This is a genomic window from Streptomyces sp. XM83C (assembly GCF_023072675.1).
In the GTDB taxonomy this organism is placed as follows: Bacteria; Actinomycetota; Actinomycetes; order Streptomycetales; family Streptomycetaceae; genus Streptomyces; species Streptomyces thermocoprophilus.
On sequence record NZ_JALLGL010000149.1, the window covers coordinates 1 to 15,651 of the forward strand.

At 70.6% G+C, this 15,651-nt stretch carries 11 protein-coding genes, 1 tRNA gene and 2 pseudogenes; 10 read left to right on the forward strand and 4 right to left on the reverse strand.

Annotated elements, in window-relative coordinates; all coding sequences use genetic code 11:
- Positions 1 to 122: pseudogene (locus MTQ10_RS17855) on the reverse strand (IS5/IS1182 family transposase); the annotation flags it as partial.
- Positions 123 to 274: 152 nt separating this feature from the next.
- On the opposite strand from MTQ10_RS17855, the gene MTQ10_RS17860 reads away from it, so the two are divergent.
- The 3 genes from MTQ10_RS17860 to MTQ10_RS17870 are packed head-to-tail and all read left to right on the forward strand — an operon-like array spanning position 275 to position 3,341.
- Positions 275 to 715 (forward strand): hypothetical protein, encoded by a 441-nt coding sequence (locus tag MTQ10_RS17860; protein WP_247469248.1) that lies wholly within the window; start codon positions 275 to 277, stop codon positions 713 to 715.
- The gene (locus MTQ10_RS17865) at positions 715 to 2,796 is read left to right on the forward strand and encodes a hypothetical protein (RefSeq protein ID WP_247469250.1); all 2,082 of its coding nucleotides are present in this window, start codon (positions 715 to 717) and stop codon (positions 2,794 to 2,796) included. Before MTQ10_RS17860 ends, MTQ10_RS17865 begins: the two co-directional genes overlap by 1 nt.
- Positions 2,793 to 3,341 carry a hypothetical protein gene (locus MTQ10_RS17870; protein WP_247469252.1) on the forward strand — a complete coding sequence of 183 codons (549 nt, stop codon included), beginning with the start codon at positions 2,793 to 2,795 and terminating at the stop codon, positions 3,339 to 3,341. Before MTQ10_RS17865 ends, MTQ10_RS17870 begins: the two co-directional genes overlap by 4 nt.
- 190 nt (positions 3,342 to 3,531) lie before the next feature.
- On the opposite strand, the gene MTQ10_RS17875 is transcribed toward MTQ10_RS17870, so the two are convergent.
- Positions 3,532 to 3,618: transfer RNA gene (locus tag MTQ10_RS17875), tRNA-Leu, on the reverse strand.
- Between the two features lie 414 nt (positions 3,619 to 4,032).
- On the opposite strand from MTQ10_RS17875, the gene MTQ10_RS17880 reads away from it, so the two are divergent.
- Together MTQ10_RS17880 and MTQ10_RS17885 are read left to right on the forward strand one after the other, a co-directional pair.
- Positions 4,033 to 4,806, forward strand: coding sequence for an ABC transporter ATP-binding protein (locus MTQ10_RS17880; protein ID WP_247469254.1), 774 nt, complete (start codon positions 4,033 to 4,035; stop codon positions 4,804 to 4,806).
- Entirely contained in the window at positions 4,806 to 7,334 is a 2,529-nt protein-coding gene (locus MTQ10_RS17885) for an ABC transporter permease (protein WP_247469256.1), read from the forward strand. The genes MTQ10_RS17880 and MTQ10_RS17885 overlap by 1 nt, the downstream gene beginning before the upstream one ends.
- 111 nt (positions 7,335 to 7,445) lie before the next feature.
- Here MTQ10_RS17885 and MTQ10_RS17890 read toward each other — a convergent pair whose 3' ends face one another.
- A complete protein-coding gene (locus MTQ10_RS17890; protein WP_247469258.1) occupies positions 7,446 to 8,738 on the reverse strand; it encodes an SAM-dependent methyltransferase in 1,293 nt (430 codons plus the stop codon).
- Positions 8,739 to 9,050: 312 nt separating this feature from the next.
- Between MTQ10_RS17890 and MTQ10_RS17895 the strand changes: the two genes are divergently transcribed.
- From MTQ10_RS17895 to MTQ10_RS17915, 5 genes and pseudogenes are all read left to right on the forward strand, one after another.
- A complete protein-coding gene (locus MTQ10_RS17895) occupies positions 9,051 to 10,508 on the forward strand; it encodes an aldehyde dehydrogenase family protein (RefSeq protein WP_247469265.1) in 1,458 nt (485 codons plus the stop codon).
- 439 nt (positions 10,509 to 10,947) lie between these two features.
- Complete coding sequence (locus tag MTQ10_RS17900; protein WP_247469267.1) at positions 10,948 to 11,121, forward strand: hypothetical protein; 174 nt, start codon at positions 10,948 to 10,950, stop codon at positions 11,119 to 11,121.
- A gap of 37 nt (positions 11,122 to 11,158) precedes the next feature.
- Positions 11,159 to 11,325: pseudogene (locus MTQ10_RS17905) on the forward strand (MmyB family transcriptional regulator); the annotation flags it as partial.
- Positions 11,326 to 11,497: 172 nt separating this feature from the next.
- On the forward strand, positions 11,498 to 14,242 hold the full coding sequence (locus MTQ10_RS17910; protein WP_247469259.1) for an ATP-binding protein: 2,745 nt from the start codon (positions 11,498 to 11,500) through the stop codon (positions 14,240 to 14,242).
- 211 nt (positions 14,243 to 14,453) lie between these two features.
- The gene (locus tag MTQ10_RS17915; RefSeq protein WP_247469261.1) at positions 14,454 to 14,777 is read left to right on the forward strand and encodes a putative quinol monooxygenase; all 324 of its coding nucleotides are present in this window, start codon (positions 14,454 to 14,456) and stop codon (positions 14,775 to 14,777) included.
- Between the two features lie 85 nt (positions 14,778 to 14,862).
- Here MTQ10_RS17915 and MTQ10_RS17920 read toward each other — a convergent pair.
- Positions 14,863 to 15,651 (reverse strand): hypothetical protein (locus tag MTQ10_RS17920; RefSeq protein ID WP_247469263.1); only part of this gene is annotated, 789 nt, incomplete at its 5' end.

The following is a 15,651-nucleotide window of genomic DNA, read 5'->3' on the forward strand; positions in this document are numbered from 1 at the left end:
TTGCGGACCGGATCGGCCCCCTCACGCCGCAGCGCGGTGATCAGCTTGTTGAACTGCCGCGGGCTCAGCCCGGTGAACGGACCTATCCAGGAGGGCTCCGACGCCGTGATCACACCAGCCACAGCAAAATCATCTCACCTCTGACCAGCAGTTACGGGACAACCTCTAGCATGATCAAGGTCTGGCCACACTCACGTCCCGCACTGGGGCGTCGGACACATCGACGAAACCGGCCCTGATCCGGTCACTGTCGAATCTAACGGGAGGAATTTGCATGGCCTGGGACGAGTGGGAGCAGCTCAAGAAGGAAGCGGCCACCAGAAGAGAAACAGCCATGCAGATCGACCACGTGCCACCGGAGCCCGGTGAGCCGCAGGGTGATCTCAAAGTGAACCAGCAAGACCTCGCGGCGGTGGGCGACAGCGCCTTCAAGCTGTACACGAAGCTGGCCAAGCACGGCCGGGACGCCTGGTCCCCCAGCCAGTCCGCCGCCCAGGACCTCACGTCGCAGGGCTTCGATCTGGGGAGCGGGCTGCATCGCGTGCAGGAACGGTGGGAGAAGCAACTTCAGACGTTGCTGGACGCCGTAGGACACATCTCCAACCACATGGACTACACCAAGAACGCCCATGCGGGCGATGAGCACTACATATCGGGCCTGGTCAGCAAGATCTCCGTCCTTGATCAGGGCTTCACCGGCAAGGCGGACCGCTGATGAATTTCGAGACGCTGCGCGACGCCGACTTCGGAAAGCTGGACCAGGCGATCACAGCCTGGGAAGACATGATCAAGAAGCTGGAGGAGCTCAAGAACGAGGCCCGGGACGACATGAAGGCCAAGTCGGACAGGGCCAACTGGGCCGGTGTGAACGCGGCCGTGTCGCGCCAGTTCATCACCAAGACCGCAGGTGAATTCGCCGACGCCCATGCGCAGGCGACGAGCATCTACAACATCCTCAAGGACACCCGCGGCGAGCTGGCTTCCTACAAGAAGCAACTGGTCGAGGCGACCGAACGGGGCCGCAAGAAGAATCTGACAGTGACCCCGACCGGCGGAGGCGGGTTCACGGTGACCATGATCATCCATCCCGACCGGGCCGCCGAAGGCACGACCGTTCCGTACCACTCCCCGCGGGATGCCGAGGAACTCCGTGACGATGTCCAGCGCATCCTGAATCGTGCGACGGAGAGCGACTCCACCGCCGCGAAGGTGCTCAAGGCCATCGCCGACCAGGCGCAGATCGGGTTCGCCGACGTCGAGTACCGCGACCGTGACACCGCGGCCGAGGCCGTCAAGAAGGCTGAGGAAGCAGCCAAGATCATCAAGGAGAAGGGCGACGAGATGTCGCCTGAGGAGTTCCGGAAGTTGAACGGGCTGCTCGCCTCCTACAAGAACGATCCGCTCTTCCAGGAGCAGTTCGCGACCCAGGTCGGCGCCGAGGGCTTCATGAAGTTCTGGGCGGACCTCTCCAGCCCGGACAGCCCGAACGACCTCGTCCGGACGCAGCTGAACCAGCTCGGCGACTTCCAGAAGAACCTCGGCCACGTGCTGGGCGGAGCGACTCTCTCGGACAGCCCTGCCATGCGGCAGTGGGAGAACGACATGGTCAGGCTGGGGAGCGAGCGGTTCCACTCGCGCACGGGTGACTCCTACGGCTTCCAGATCCTCGCCAACGTCATGCGCACCGGTGAGTGGGACGGCCAGTTCCTGAACCGGTGGGGCAATGACCTGGTGGCCCACGAGAAGAAGATGAAGATCCCGGGCCACTACTACCAGATGCAGCCGGCCCCGCGGCTCAATTTCATCGGGAACGAGGACTTCGGCCGCGACCCGGTCACCGGACTCGCGACCGCGCTGCGGAACAATCCGGGTGCGGCGACCCAGTTCTTCAACACCACAGAGCCCCAGGACAACGCGGCGTGGCTGCTCAAGGAGCGTCCGTACTTCGACGACTCCCCGCTCACCGACGGCCCGAACGAGGCGAGGGAGGCCGTCGGCAAGGCCATGTTCGCAGCCGTCTCCGGGGTGTCCGACTCCACGGACCCGGACATCGTGAACCAGCCGCACACGGATGACCAGCGCAGGGCGATGAAGCGCGCCCTCGAGCACCTCGCGGCCACGGGGGACGACTTCCCTCCCGAGTTCCGGGAGCCCATGGCCTATGCGATGGGCAATCACGGAGACCAGGTGCACATGGCCATGAGCAGCCCCCTCGTCGAGCACGATCTCGACGCGAGCCAGCTCATGGAGGTCAGCAAGCAGATCTCCCGGAACCGGGACGCGTACCAGATCCTCACGCAGGTCATGCACCAGCCGATCATGGCGGACATCTACAACGAGAAGGCCCACCCCGAGGACAGCCTCGACCGGGCCGGCCGCACGATCGGTTTCCTGGAGGAAGCCCGCTACCAGGCGACCGAATCGGACAAGGGCAAGGAACTCGCCGACGCTTCTTGGCGCAAGGCATGGCGGTACCACATCGTCGGTGGCATCGTCGGCCCCTGGGCACCCCCTCTCGACTGGGCGCAGCGGGCCGTGGACATGGCCACGAGCAACATGCTCGAGGACGAGCAGGCGCGGATCGAGGACGCGGCTGCCGTGAAGAACCAGAGCACGTATCAAAAGCGCAGAGGAGAACTCCAGGCCATAGCCGACATCTGGTACGAGCAGAACAAGGAGTGGGCCGAGGACCCGGCACACGAGGGGTATTCCGGACAGCATGGGGTCTACAAGCAGATCGACGAATCCGCCAACGACGGGAACAAGAAGGCGCAGGGAGTGTCGGGCAGCCAATGATGCACACAAGGAAGACGCGGGCGCTCACGTGCGCCCTCACCGCCGCGCTCGCCCTGTCTCTCGCCGCGTGCGACGGCGGGCGGGAGTACACGGTCTTGTCCGAGGCCTGCGGGATACCGCTCGACGAGGCGAAGCTCGACCCGTTCCTGGTCGACGGGAAAGAGATGAGGGCCGCTGATCAGGACTTCCTGGACCCGTCCGAGCACTCCGGATTCTGCTCGATCATCGTCGACAGTGAGCCTGTTGCCGTGCTGCGCGTCGACATCGTGGACAAGGTGTACGACCCCATGGATCCTTCCGAGGCCTTCCGATTCACCAACCGGAAGAAGATGGACGACCTGCCCTTCGAAGGGCTGGGAGCACTGGGCGACAACCAGTCGATGGTCAGCACCGACTGCAAGGGCCCGGAAGTCGACGCACTCATCACCTACGTCTCGGCCGACCCCGGCGACGCCGAGGACATCGACCGACACCGCAGCGCTCTCAGGGCGCTGACGCTGGATCTCGTGCCCAAGGTGAAGAAGAAGCTGCGCTGCACGGTCTGAGCGCGGACCGAGGCCCGGTGAGCGCGCACGTCGGCGCTCACCGGGCCGTCCGTGGCCGAGGCCGGGCGGCAGATCTTCGCGGACGCCGGCGGGTGAGCGAGTCAAGCGACGGGTGGCCGAATCGAACCGGGCGCGGTGCCGACAGGCCTGCGGCGGGACGGCTTTCGGACAGGCCTGGCGGGGGGAGGGGTGGTGCCCGGAGCCGGACTCGAACCGGCACGCCCGCGAAGGGGCAGCGAGGTTTAAGCTCGCCGTGTCTGCATTCCACCATCCGGGCAGGCCATGGGCTCCGCTTCGAGGTTCGAGCCTATCGGGAGACGTCTCCCGGACAGCGGGCAGGGGACCCGATGTTGTCTTATTTTATTGAGTTCTGAGGGTGCATCAGACACCGGAACACGCTGTCCGCACTTGCCATCAGCGTTGCCGGGGGCGCCCCGGCACGCACGTGGAATGACGGAATTTCACCGTCGGAAGCGGGGCACGCTCCCGGTTGTTGACGGCTGTACGAAATATGTGCGAACGGACATCGCCGCCGGGCGTCCGTCATCCCCAGGTATGACACGACCGGGCTCGGGTCCGACCGAAGACTGCCCCGGGAACCGGAACAGCGGCTGACTCCACGGCCTCCCGGCGACGGAACCATGGAAGACGATCCGATCCGTCAGCTTCGTACCCGAGGAGTGCCGTCCCCGTGACCACCACACCCGTCGCCGGCCGGACCGCGGCCACCGTGGCCGCCCGCGCCACGGACCTGTCCAAGATCTACGGCCAGGGCGAGACCCAGGTGGTCGCCCTCGACCGGGTCTCCGTCGAGTTCCGGCAGGCCGAGTTCACCGCGATCATGGGCCCGTCCGGCTCCGGAAAGTCCACGCTGATGCACTGCGTGGCCGGACTCGACACCTTCTCCTCCGGCTCCGTGCGCATCGGCGACACCGAGCTGGGCTCCCTCAAGGACAAGCAGCTCACCCGGCTGCGCCGCGACAAGATCGGCTTCATCTTCCAGGCGTTCAACCTGCTGCCCACCCTGACCGCGCTGGAGAACATCACCCTGCCGATGGACATCGCCGGGCGGAAGCCCGACAAGCAGTGGCTGAACACCGTCATCGAGATGGTCGGCCTGTCCGGGCGCCTCTCCCACCGTCCCTCGCAGCTCTCCGGCGGCCAGCAGCAGCGCGTCGCCGTCGCCCGCGCCCTCGCCTCCAAACCGGACATCGTCTTCGGCGACGAACCGACCGGAAACCTCGATTCCCGTTCTGGGGCGGAGGTTCTCGGCTTCCTCCGCAACTCCGTGCGCGAACTCGACCAGACCGTCGTCATGGTCACCCACGACCCCGTCGCCGCCTCCTTCGCCGACCGCGTCGTCTTCCTCGCCGACGGGCGGATCGTCGACGAGATGCTGCGGCCCAGCGCCGACGCCGTCCTCGACTTCATGAAGCAGTTCGACGCGAAGGGCCGTACCAGCTGATGTTCCGCACCGCCCTGCGCAACGTCCTCGCGCACAAGGCCCGCCTGCTGATGACCGTCCTCGCCGTGATGCTCGGCGTGGCGTTCGTCTCCGGCACCCTCGTCTTCACCAACACCCTCTCCAACGCCCTGCAGAACAGCTCGGCCAAGGGCTTCGACCACGTCGACGTCGCCGTGCGCGCCCAGGACCGGGAGGACAAGGGCGACACCGTCGGCCGCACCCCCGAGCTGACGCAGGCCCTCCTCGACCGCAGCGCGCACGTCCCCGGCGCCGCCTCCGCCGTCGGTGTCGTACGCGGCTTCACCGCCCTCGCCGACAAGGACGGCAAGCTCGTCGGCGACGGCTTCATGACCGAGGGCGGCAACTACTGGGGCACCAAGGACCCCCGCTACCCGCTGCTCTCCGGCCACGCCCCGTCCGGCAAGGGCGAGGTCCTCATCGACTCCGAGACCGCCAGGCGCACCGGGTACAAGGTCGGCGACACCGTCCGCATCTCCGTCGACGGGCCCGTCCTCACGCCGAGGATCACCGGCGTCTTCACCACCGACGACGGCAACGTCGCCGCCGGCGGCAGCCTGGTCCTGTTCGACACGGCCACCGCGCAGCAGCTGTTCGGCAAGCCCGGCACGTACGACGAGATCGATGTGACCGCCGCGCCCGGCACCTCCCAGACCGCGCTGAAGTCGGCCCTGGACCGCGCCCTGCCGAAGGACACCGTCGAGACCACCACCGGCCAGAAGCTCGCCGACGAACAGGCCGAGCTGATCGCCTCCGCGATGAGCGGGCTGAAGCAGGGCCTGCTGGTCTTCGCCGGTATCGCGCTGTTCGTCGGCACGTTCATCATCGCCAACACCTTCACCATGCTCGTCGCCCAGCGCACCAAGGAGCTGGCGCTGCTGCGGGCCGTCGGCGCCTCCCGACGCCAGGTCACCCGGTCGGTGCTCGTCGAGGCGTTCGTCGTGGGCGCCGTGGCCGCCACCGCCGGGCTCGCCGCCGGCATCGGCATCGGCGCCGGCCTCAAGGCCCTGCTGGGCACCCTCGGCGCGACCGTCCCCGACGGCCCGCTGATCGTCACCCCCGGCACCGTCGCCACCGCGCTCGCCGTCGGTGTCCTCGTCACGATGCTCGCCGCCTGGCTGCCCGGCCGCCGCGCCGCGAAGATCCCCCCGGTCGCCGCGATGAGCAGCATCCACGCCCGCGCCACCACCAAGTCGCTGGTGCTGCGCAACACCGTCGGCGCGCTGTTCGCCGCGGCCGGCACCGCCGTCGTCCTCGCCGCCACCCGCATGGACGGCGACAGCGGCCAGGCCCCGATGGGCCTCGGCGCCGTCCTGCTGATCATCGGTGTGTTCGTGCTGACGCCCCTGCTGTCCCGCCCGCTGATCGCAGCCGCCGCCCCCGTGCTGCGCGTGTTCGGCGTGTCGGGCCGGCTCGCCCGGCAGAACTCGGTGCGCAGCCCCCGCCGTACCGCCGCCACCGCGTCCGCGCTGATGATCGGCCTGGCCCTGATCACCGGCATGACGGTGATGGCGGGCAGCCTTCAGAAGTCCATCGACAAGATGGCCTCGGCGGCGATCCGCGCCGACTACGTCGTCTCCATGGCCAACGGCAACATGCTCTCCCCCGACGTGGAGCGCACCCTCCGCTCGACCGACGGCGTCACCACGACCAGCCCGCTGCGCAACGCGCCCTCCCGCATCGACGGGCAGACGGAGTACCTGACCGGTGTGAACGGCTCCGCGATCGGCCGGCTCACCGACCTCACCGTGGACGACGGCACCTTCGCCGTCGGCGGGTCCCGCGTGGTCGTCGACGACGACACGGCGAAGTCCCACCACTGGACGGCCGGGTCCACGTTCACCGTGCACTACGAGGACGGCAAGGCGCAGCGCCTCACCGTCGCCGGCGTCTACCGCGGCAACGAACTGCTGCGCGGCATCCTCCTCGACGTCACGCAGCTCGCCCCGCACCAGCGGGACGCCTCCGACATGCAGGTCATGGTGAAGACCAGCGGCGGCGCCTCGGACGAGACCAAGGACCGGCTGGTGAAGGCCCTCGGCACCAACCCGGCGATCAAGGTGCAGGACAAGCAGGACATCTCCGATGACATCGCGCAGATGTTCACCCTGATGCTGAACATGCTGTACGGCCTGCTCGCCATGGCGGTGATCGTCGCCGTGCTGGGTGTCGTCAACACCCTGGCGATGTCCGTGTTCGAACGTTCGCAGGAGATCGGCATGCTCCGCGCGATCGGCCTGGACCGGGCCGGCATCAAGCGGATGGTCCGCCTGGAATCCCTGGTGATCTCACTGTTCGGCGGGGTGCTCGGGATCGGGCTGGGTGTGTTCTTCGGGTGGGCGGCCGGTGAGCTGCTCGGCACGAAGATGACGACGTACGAACTGGTCCTGCCCTGGGACCGGATGGCCCTGTTCCTGCTGCTGGCGGCGGTCGTCGGCGTCCTCGCCGCGCTGTGGCCGGCGCGGCGCGCGGCCCGGCTGAACATGCTTCAGGCCATCAAGGCCCAGTGACGGCACCTTGCACCGCACGCGCGCGTACGGCCCCCCTTCCCGCACGCGCGCGTACGGCCCCGCTTCCCCTCGCGAGGGAGCGGGGCCGTCCCGCGTCCGTGCTCAGCCGGCTCAGTTCCAGGTACGGGCCCGCAGCGGCATCCCGGCGTCACCGGACTCCGGGGTCCTCACCGCGAGGACCTGGTTGACGCCGATGCGGTTGCGCTCGAACGACAGCGCCGACGCCGCCATGTACAGGCGCCACACCCGCGCCCGCCCGGGGCTCGTCAGGCGGACCGCGCGCTCCCAGCCGGCCTCCAGGTTGGCCACCCAGCGGCGCAGGGTGTGCGCGTAGTGCTCGCGGATCGACTCCACGTCCCGCACCTCGAACCCGGCGCGCTCCAGCAGCCCGACCGTGGTGCCGACGGGCTGAAGCTCCCCGTCCGGGAACACGTACGCGTCGATGAACTCGTCCACGCTGTAGGCGGACTCGTCGCGCTGCGGGCGCCGCCCGATCTGGTGGTTGAGGAGCCGCCCGCCGGGCTTGAGCAGCGCGTACAGGTCCTGCGCGTACTCCAGGTAGCGCGCGGCGCCGACATGCTCGGCCATGCCGATGGAGGAGATCGCGTCGTACGGCCCGTCGCGTACGTCGCGGTAGTCCTGGACGCGAATCTCGATCCGGTCGGTGAGCCCCTCGTCGGCGGCGCGCTTACGGGCGTACGCGGCCTGCTCCTGCGAGAGGGTGATGCCGACGACGGTGACGCCGTGCTCGCGGGCGGCGTGGATCGCGAGGGAGCCCCAGCCGCAGCCCACGTCGAGGAGACGCTGACCGGACTTCAGGGCGAGTTTGCGGCAGACCAGTTCGAGCTTGTCGCGCTGTGCCGTCTCCAGGGAGGCGTCCGGGTCGGGCCAGTAGGCGCACGAGTAGACCATGGACGGCCCGAGGACCAGCTCGTAGAAGTCGTTGCCGACGTCGTAGTGGTGGCTGATGGCGCGTTTGTCGGTACGGCGGGTGTGCAGATGCCCGCGCCGCCGGCGCATCTCCTCCTCGGGCGGGGCGGGCGGCAGCGGCGGCCCCGCGAGCCGGATCAGACCCCGTACGGCGGCACGCACCTCCGGGTCGCGCAGCGCCTGGCCGAGGGTGCGGGCGTCCTCGCCGCGCTCCCAGATCAGCCCGGCGAGCAGGTCGAGGGCGGTGTACAGGTCGCCCTCGACGTCCAGGTCACCGGCCACCCACGCACGGGCGAGGCCCAGTTCGCCCGGTTTGAACAGCAGACGGCGCAGGGCACGGCGGTTGCGCACCACCAGGGCGGGAGCGTGGGGAGGGCCGGCCTGCGAACCGTCCCAGGCGCGGATCCGCACCGGGAGCGGGGCTCCCAGCACCTGTTCGACGAGGCTCTTCAGCCGCAGTGCGGCGTCAGCCATGGGGCACACCTCCGTGACAGCGTTCCGGATTTCCCGTCATCACGTAAACACCCAGGCGCCCCCACCACAGTCCCCCACGCGCGTCACGTCTCGGCAAACCCTCGGTCGGCGTCCTGTGACGGAGGGTGCCGGCGTACGGCCGTGCCGCCTGCCCGGCGCTGATGCTCCCTCCCCGGTCGTGGGGGGCTTCCGCGTCAGTACGGACGCCGGGATGTCAGTCAGCTGACAGAGGCTGTAGGTGCGGTGGCCGGGCGATGCTCGTTCAGACATCGCAGCCGCCCGGCACCCGGGCGAAAACACGAGGAGCGGACCATCAACACCATCGCGCAGCACTGGATCAACGGACGGTGGACCGGCTCCGGCTCGGTTCTGGAATCGATCGACCCGGCCGACGGCACGGTCGTCGGTTCGTTCTACGACGGCGGCGAGGCGGAGGCCTCCGCCGCCGTGGATGCCGCCGCCGCCGCGTTCGAGACCACCGAATGGGCGCACACTCCCTCGCTCCGCGCCACGGCGCTCGGCCGGCTGGCCGACGCTCTCGAGGCCCGGGTGGCCGAGGTCGCGGCCATGCTCTCCCGGGAGAACGGCAAGCTGCTCGGCGAGACCATGTGGGAGGTGAGCGGTGCGGTCGGCTGGCTGCGGTACGCGGCGGCGTCCGCGCGGACCCAGAACGCCGGGCGCGCCGCCGAGACGGGCCCAGGGCAGTACACCCACTCGGTGCCCGAGCCGCTCGGTGTCGCCGGGATCATCTCTCCCTGGAACTCCCCCGTCATGCTGACGGTGCGGGCCCTGGGCCCGGCGCTGGCCGCCGGCTGCACCGCCGTGGTCAAGCTTCCGGCTCAGACGGCCCTCACCAATGAGCCTTTCGCTCAGGTCCTGGCCTCGGTCCCGGAGATCCCGCCGGGCGTGGTCAACGTGTTCACCGAGTCCGGCAACACCGGCGCCCCGTTCCTGGTCTCCTCGGACAAGGTCGCCGTGATCAACTACACCGGCAGTACGCCGGTCGGCCGCCGTATCGCAGCCGCGGCCTCCAGCACGCTCAAGCGGCTCGGTCTGGAACTGGGCGGCAAGGCACCAATGGTGATCTTCCCCGACGCCGATCTGGACATGGTGATCCCGACTGTCGTGCAGTCGCTGGTGCTGATGAACGGGCAGTTCTGCTGCACCGGCTCCCGGGTACTGGTCCACCGGGACATCGCCGATCAGGTGCGCACCCGGCTCGTCGACGCGCTCGCGCAGGTGCGGCTGGGCTCGGGCGACGACGAGAAGGCCCAGCTCGGCCCGGTGATCGACCGGGCGTCCGCCGAGCGGGTGGACGCGATCGTCGAGGAGGCCGCCTCGTACGGCACGGTGCTGCTGCGCGGCGGTGTGGTCACCGACGGCCCGCTGGCCGCCGGGGCGTTCTACCGGCCGAGCCTGATCGAGGTGGACCGCACCGACGTCCGGATCGTGCAGGAGGAGGTCTTCGGTCCGGTCCAGACGTTCGAGATCTTCGACGACGAGGACGACGCCGTGGCCAAGGCGAACGCGACCATCTACGGCCTGGCCGCCTCGGTGTTCAGCGCGGACTCGATGAAGGCCCGCCGGGTCGCCCGGCGCATCCGCACCGGCACGGTGTGGATCAACACGTGGGGAGCCATCAGCGAGGACTTCGAGGAGGGCGGCGTCAAGGGAAGCGGCTACGGCTATCTGTGCGGCCCGCGGGCGATCGAGGAGTTCCAGGCCCTCAAGGTGTACGTGGAACAGGACCACAGCCGGTCCGCTCACTGACCGGATCGGCGTCCGGCCCGGCGCCCCCCGCGGGCGCCGGGCGGCCCCTGCGGGGGACGGCCGTACCCGGGTCACCGGAGCGACGGACGCTCCTGGCCCCGCCGAAGCGTGCGGAGGCCGGCCGCCCGCCGCTCGGCACGGCCGGGAACCGACGCAACCAGCACGACAAGCGCATGACGATCCGGAGTGGCCGGTGAACGAGAGACCCGTGAACGAGAGAACTGTTCCCCTTTCCGATGCCCATGGTGACCGCGACGTTTGCCCTGGCGGCGACATTCATGGCGGCGGCGGTTCCGCACCGCCGAACCCACCGGGGGCGGCACGCATCCGGCAGCTCCGCCGGGAGCGGAGCCGGGACGCGTTCGGGAACGCCACCGGGCCCCGGCCCGGTCCCGCCGGTCCGGCCGCCGCCCGCCGCTGGAAGCTGTGGCTCCTCACCGTGTGCGGCATCTACCCCACCATCGTCCTGCTGGGCCTTGCCACCGGTCCGCTTCTGGAGGATCTGTACCTGCCGGTGCGACTCGCCGTACTCGTCCCGGCGGCGGCGGCAGCGATGGTCTGGCAGATCATGCCCCGGCTGCAACGGCGTTTCGGAGCCTGGCTCGCCCGATGACGAGCGGCCAGGCCGCCGGTGTGCTCGCCGGGCCCACGTCCACGCCCCCGGGCACCGCACCGAGACCCTGCACCGTCCGAAGGCCGGCGCGCTGCTGCTGAACTGCACGTCCTGCTCGTGCCCGAGGACGACCAGGAGGTCGTCCTGATGCCGGCCGACCCGGGATCACCCGCCGAGCGGGCCCTGCGCAGACTGGCCGGGCAGGTCCCGCCGCCGGGTCGGGGCTCCGGGTCCGTGGCCATGGGTGCGCGGCAGGGCCGCGGGCCCCGTCTGCCGAAGGGTGCGATACTTCCTGGTCAAGCGCGTGGCCGTGGTTCGACTGCTTCGCGGGGCAGGACGAGGGACGCGGCGGATGTGGGCGAAGCCAGGAACAGACATGAGCGCCGGTACGACCGAGCTGGTCGGCCGGGAGAGCGAGCTGACCGAGCTGGCGGCGTTCCTGGACACGGCCGCGGCGGACGGAGCCGTCCTGCTGCTCACCGGTGATCCGGGCGTGGGGAAGACGGCGCTCCTGGACGCGACCGCCGGGCTGGCGGCGGCCAGGGGGACGCGGGTCGTCCGCGGGAGCGGTGTCGAATACGAGACGGACATCAGCTTCGCCGGGCTCCATCAGCTCGTCGGCTCGCTGCCCGACGAGCTGGATCGTCTGCCGCGTTCCGCGCGGGACGCCCTCGAGGTCGCTCTCGGGCTTCGCGCCGGTCCCGCGCCGAGCCGGATCGCCGTCCTGAACGCGGCGCTGTCCCTGTTCGACGAGGCCGCCAAGGAGCGGCCGTTGCTCCTCGTGGTCGACGACCTGCATGTCGTCGACCGGGCGAGCAGGGCGGCAGTGTTCTTCGCCGCCCGGAGGCTGGGGGGCCGTCGTATCGGGCTGCTCGGAGCGCAGCGGGCGGAGCCCGGCGAATCCTCCCGGCCCACCGGCCTGCCGGAGCTGGAGGTCCTGCCACTGGGTGACACGGACGCCCTGCGGCTGCTGTCCCGGCGCTTCGCCCACCTTCCCCGCCGGGTTCTTTCGACCGTGGCCCACGAGGCGCAGGGAAACCCCCTGGCGCTGCTCGAGTTCGCCGGGTCCACGGAGCACTCCGGCGACCGGCGCGGCCGAGAGGCGGGGCGGGCGAGCAGCCCTGGACGGGACGTCCGCGCGCTGTACGGCGCCCGCGTCGGACGACTGCCGCGGGAAACGCGTGAGGTACTGCTGCTCGCGGCGCTCGAGGGCTCCGGCGACATCGGCGTCCTCGAAGCGGCCGGCGGACCGGGCGTCCTGGAGGCGCTCGCCCCCGCGGAGCGCGACCACCTGGTCATGGTCACGGAGAACGGCCGCGCGGTCCGCTTCAGGCATCCCCTGGTCAGATCCGCGGTGGTCGACGGCTCCACGGGTGAGCAGCGGCGCGGCGCCCACCGCCGGCTGGCCGACGCGCTGGCGGACCAGCCCGAGCGGCGCGGTGATCACCTCGCGAGAGCCACGACGGCACCCGACGAGGCCGTCGCCGCCGTCGTGGAGTCGGCGGCCCGGAGCAGCCTGCGGCGCGGCGACGCCGACGGCGCGATAGCGCGACTGCGGCGCGCGGCCGAGCTGAGCCCCGACCGGGCGGACCGGCGGCGCCGCCTGTCGCAGGCCGCCTATGCCGCCGCCTGGGTCGCGGGCCATCTGGAGGTCAGCCACGAGATCATGCGTGAGGTCGAGGGCGATCCGGCGGCACGGTCGCTCTCGGCGGCCACGGCGGCCGGCTTCCTGGTGCTCGTCACGGAAGGCGACGCCGACACCGCCCACGCGCTGCTGACGGAGGCGGTCGGGCGGGAACGGGCGGTGTCCGGCCCGCCGCCCGGCGAGCTGGAGACGGCACTGTTCACGCTCACCCTCGCCAGCCAGTGCTCAGGGCGGCCCGAGCACTGGCGGCCTCTGGTCGACGTGCTCGCCCGGTTCCGCGAGGCGACGCCTGCCTCCGCGGCGTCGCTGGGGCGCGTCCACCACGCCCCCGGCTCCGTCACCGAGGACATGCTGCGCCGCCTGGACGAGGAGATCGCGCGGCTGAGGGAACAGAGTGACGCCGACGTGGTGATCCGCACCGCGCTGATCGCCTCGTACCTCGACCGGCTTCCGGGCTGTCGCGAGGCCGTGTCCCGGGTCATCCGCGACGGCGGCGCGGTGGGGTCGAGCATGCCGGCTCTGATGTTCGTCGCCCTGGACGACCTGTACGCCGGCCGGTGGCAGGCGTCGGCCGGCGCCGCACGGGAGCTGATCGGTCTCTGCGAGGAGACGGGGTACCACCTGTTCGCCCAGGTGGGACACTACGTCGCTGCGATGGCGGCGGCCCAGCGCGGCGACCTCGACGAGTGCCGGGAGCACTGCGAGGCCGTCTGGGGGTGGTCGGGGCCCAGGGGGCTGCGGCGGCTGGAGAACTGCGCCCACCAGGCGGCGGCCCGGGCGGCTCTCGGCGCCGCCGACTTCGAGACGGCGTTCCGGCACGCCACGGCGATCTGCGCCCCGGGGGTGCTGCCGGAGTTCAACCCCGAGGCCGTGTGGTCCGCGCCGGACCTCGTCGAGGCCGCCGTGCGTTCCGGACGGCACGAGGAGGCGCGGCGGCACGCGGACGCACTGCGCGACGCCGGGGTCGGTCACCTCTCGTCACGGTTCGCGCTGAGCACGGCCACGGTCACGGCGATCACATCGGATGCCGAGGACATGGTCGCGTGCTTCGAGGAGGCGCTCGCGCCGCCGGGTGCCGAGCAGTGGCCCTTCGAGCTGGGCCGTGCCCGTCTGGCGTACGGCGAAGCGCTTCGCCGGCGAGGACTCAACCGTGCCGCCCGGGTCCAGCTGGCCGCCGCCCGCGACTCCTTCGAAAAGCTCGGGGCCCGTTCGTGGGAAGCCCGCGCCGCGGCGGAGCTCCGCGCCACCGGTATGACGCGGACCGGCCGGGGCAAGGCCGGTCAGGCCCTCACCCCGCAGGAGCTGGAGGTCGCCAGACTGGCGGCGACGGGGCTGTCCAACCCGCAGATCGCGTCGCGTCTGTTCCTGTCGCCGCGGACCGTGTCGTCGCATCTCTACCGCGTGTTCCCGAAGCTGGGCATCACGTCGCGGGCCGAACTCCGCGACGCCCTGCGGACGCGGCCCGCCGAGTCATAGGCGGCCGGGTCCGGCACCTGCGTACGCAGGCCGTCGGCCGGATGTCAGTCAGTCGACGGAGGCTGCCGGAACAGCGGCCGGGTCATTCTCGTGGAGGCATCGAAGCCGCCCGGTACCCGCTCGGCTTCGTCAGGAGCCGGTCCGGCTCGACACCGGAGACACCAGTGCCCGTCAGCACGGGACACGACACGGAAGCAGAAGAGGAATCACCATGACCGCGACACCCACCGGCTATGTGACCGTCATCTGGGAGGCGAGAGCGAAAGCGGGCAGGGAGGCCGACCTCAAGGCGTTCATCACCGCCGCCGTCACCCCCTCGCGCAACGACCCCGGCAACATCGACTACGAGGCCCACGAAGTCGAGGGAAGGCCCGGCAAGTTCGTCATCCACGAACGCTGGGAGACCCGCGCCCACCTCGACGCCCATCTCGCCGCGCCCCGGATGCGGGAACTCGTCCCGCAGATGCTCGAACTGATCGACGGCTCCATCGAGGACGGCATCCGCCTGCTGCGCCCGTTCCGCCCCGCCCGCTGAGGGGCGCGCCTCTCCGGTCCCGTCGTCGCACCGCGGCCGGGAGGTCCCGCTCCCGTACGGGGCAGGGGGAGCGTGTGCCGGACCCTCACGGCCCAGCCGAACGAGCGCCCTGGACGCGGCTCAGCATCAGGGAGAGGGCTTTGACGGCTGCGCTGCGGCTTTCCGAGGAGCTGCCGTAGACGGCGGTCTGGAACACGATCTGGCCCTTGCGGCCGGTGATCAGGGTGTACGGCAGGTCCGTCGCCTCGCCGGACGCGGCTCTGGTCTGACGGCCCTCCTCGGTTGTCACCTCGTCGAACCCCTCCGGTGGCGCCAGCTCGATCGCGTGCACGTCTTCCCACTTGGCCTTGCCGTCGGTCTCCGTGGGGCAGCGCCGGGTGTCCGACCGTGTGCGCTCGATGCTCGCCTCGGCGGCGCTGTCGTCGTTGTAGACGAAGACGGTGGACGCGACGGAGACGTCCGTGTTCGGCCGTTCGGAGTCGCGTTCCAGCCCGGCCAGGAGGTCCCCGTCCGTCTGGTCGACGAACCGGCAGGAGTCGTCAGCGACCGCAGCGGATTTCAGGGTGGTCTCGTACGGCGTGGCCGGCCAGAAGCCGGACCCCCAGTCACGGGGCGCGAGCGCCGCGCGTGTGGCGACGTCACGGGCCTGCGTCGAGGTCTCGATGTCGGGGGTCGAGTCGCCGTCGCGGCCCCGGAGCAGGATGACGGCGACGAGCGCGGCGGCGCCCACGGCCACGAGTGCGGTGGTGGCGAGCAGTACGCCCCCGGGGCGGCGCCACCAGGGGCGGCGCCCGGCCGGGGGCGGCTCGTCGGGGTGTCCGGCGGGACGTCGGGCCGGCGGCTCGGCGGGTGGCGGGCCACCCGAGCCGGAGAG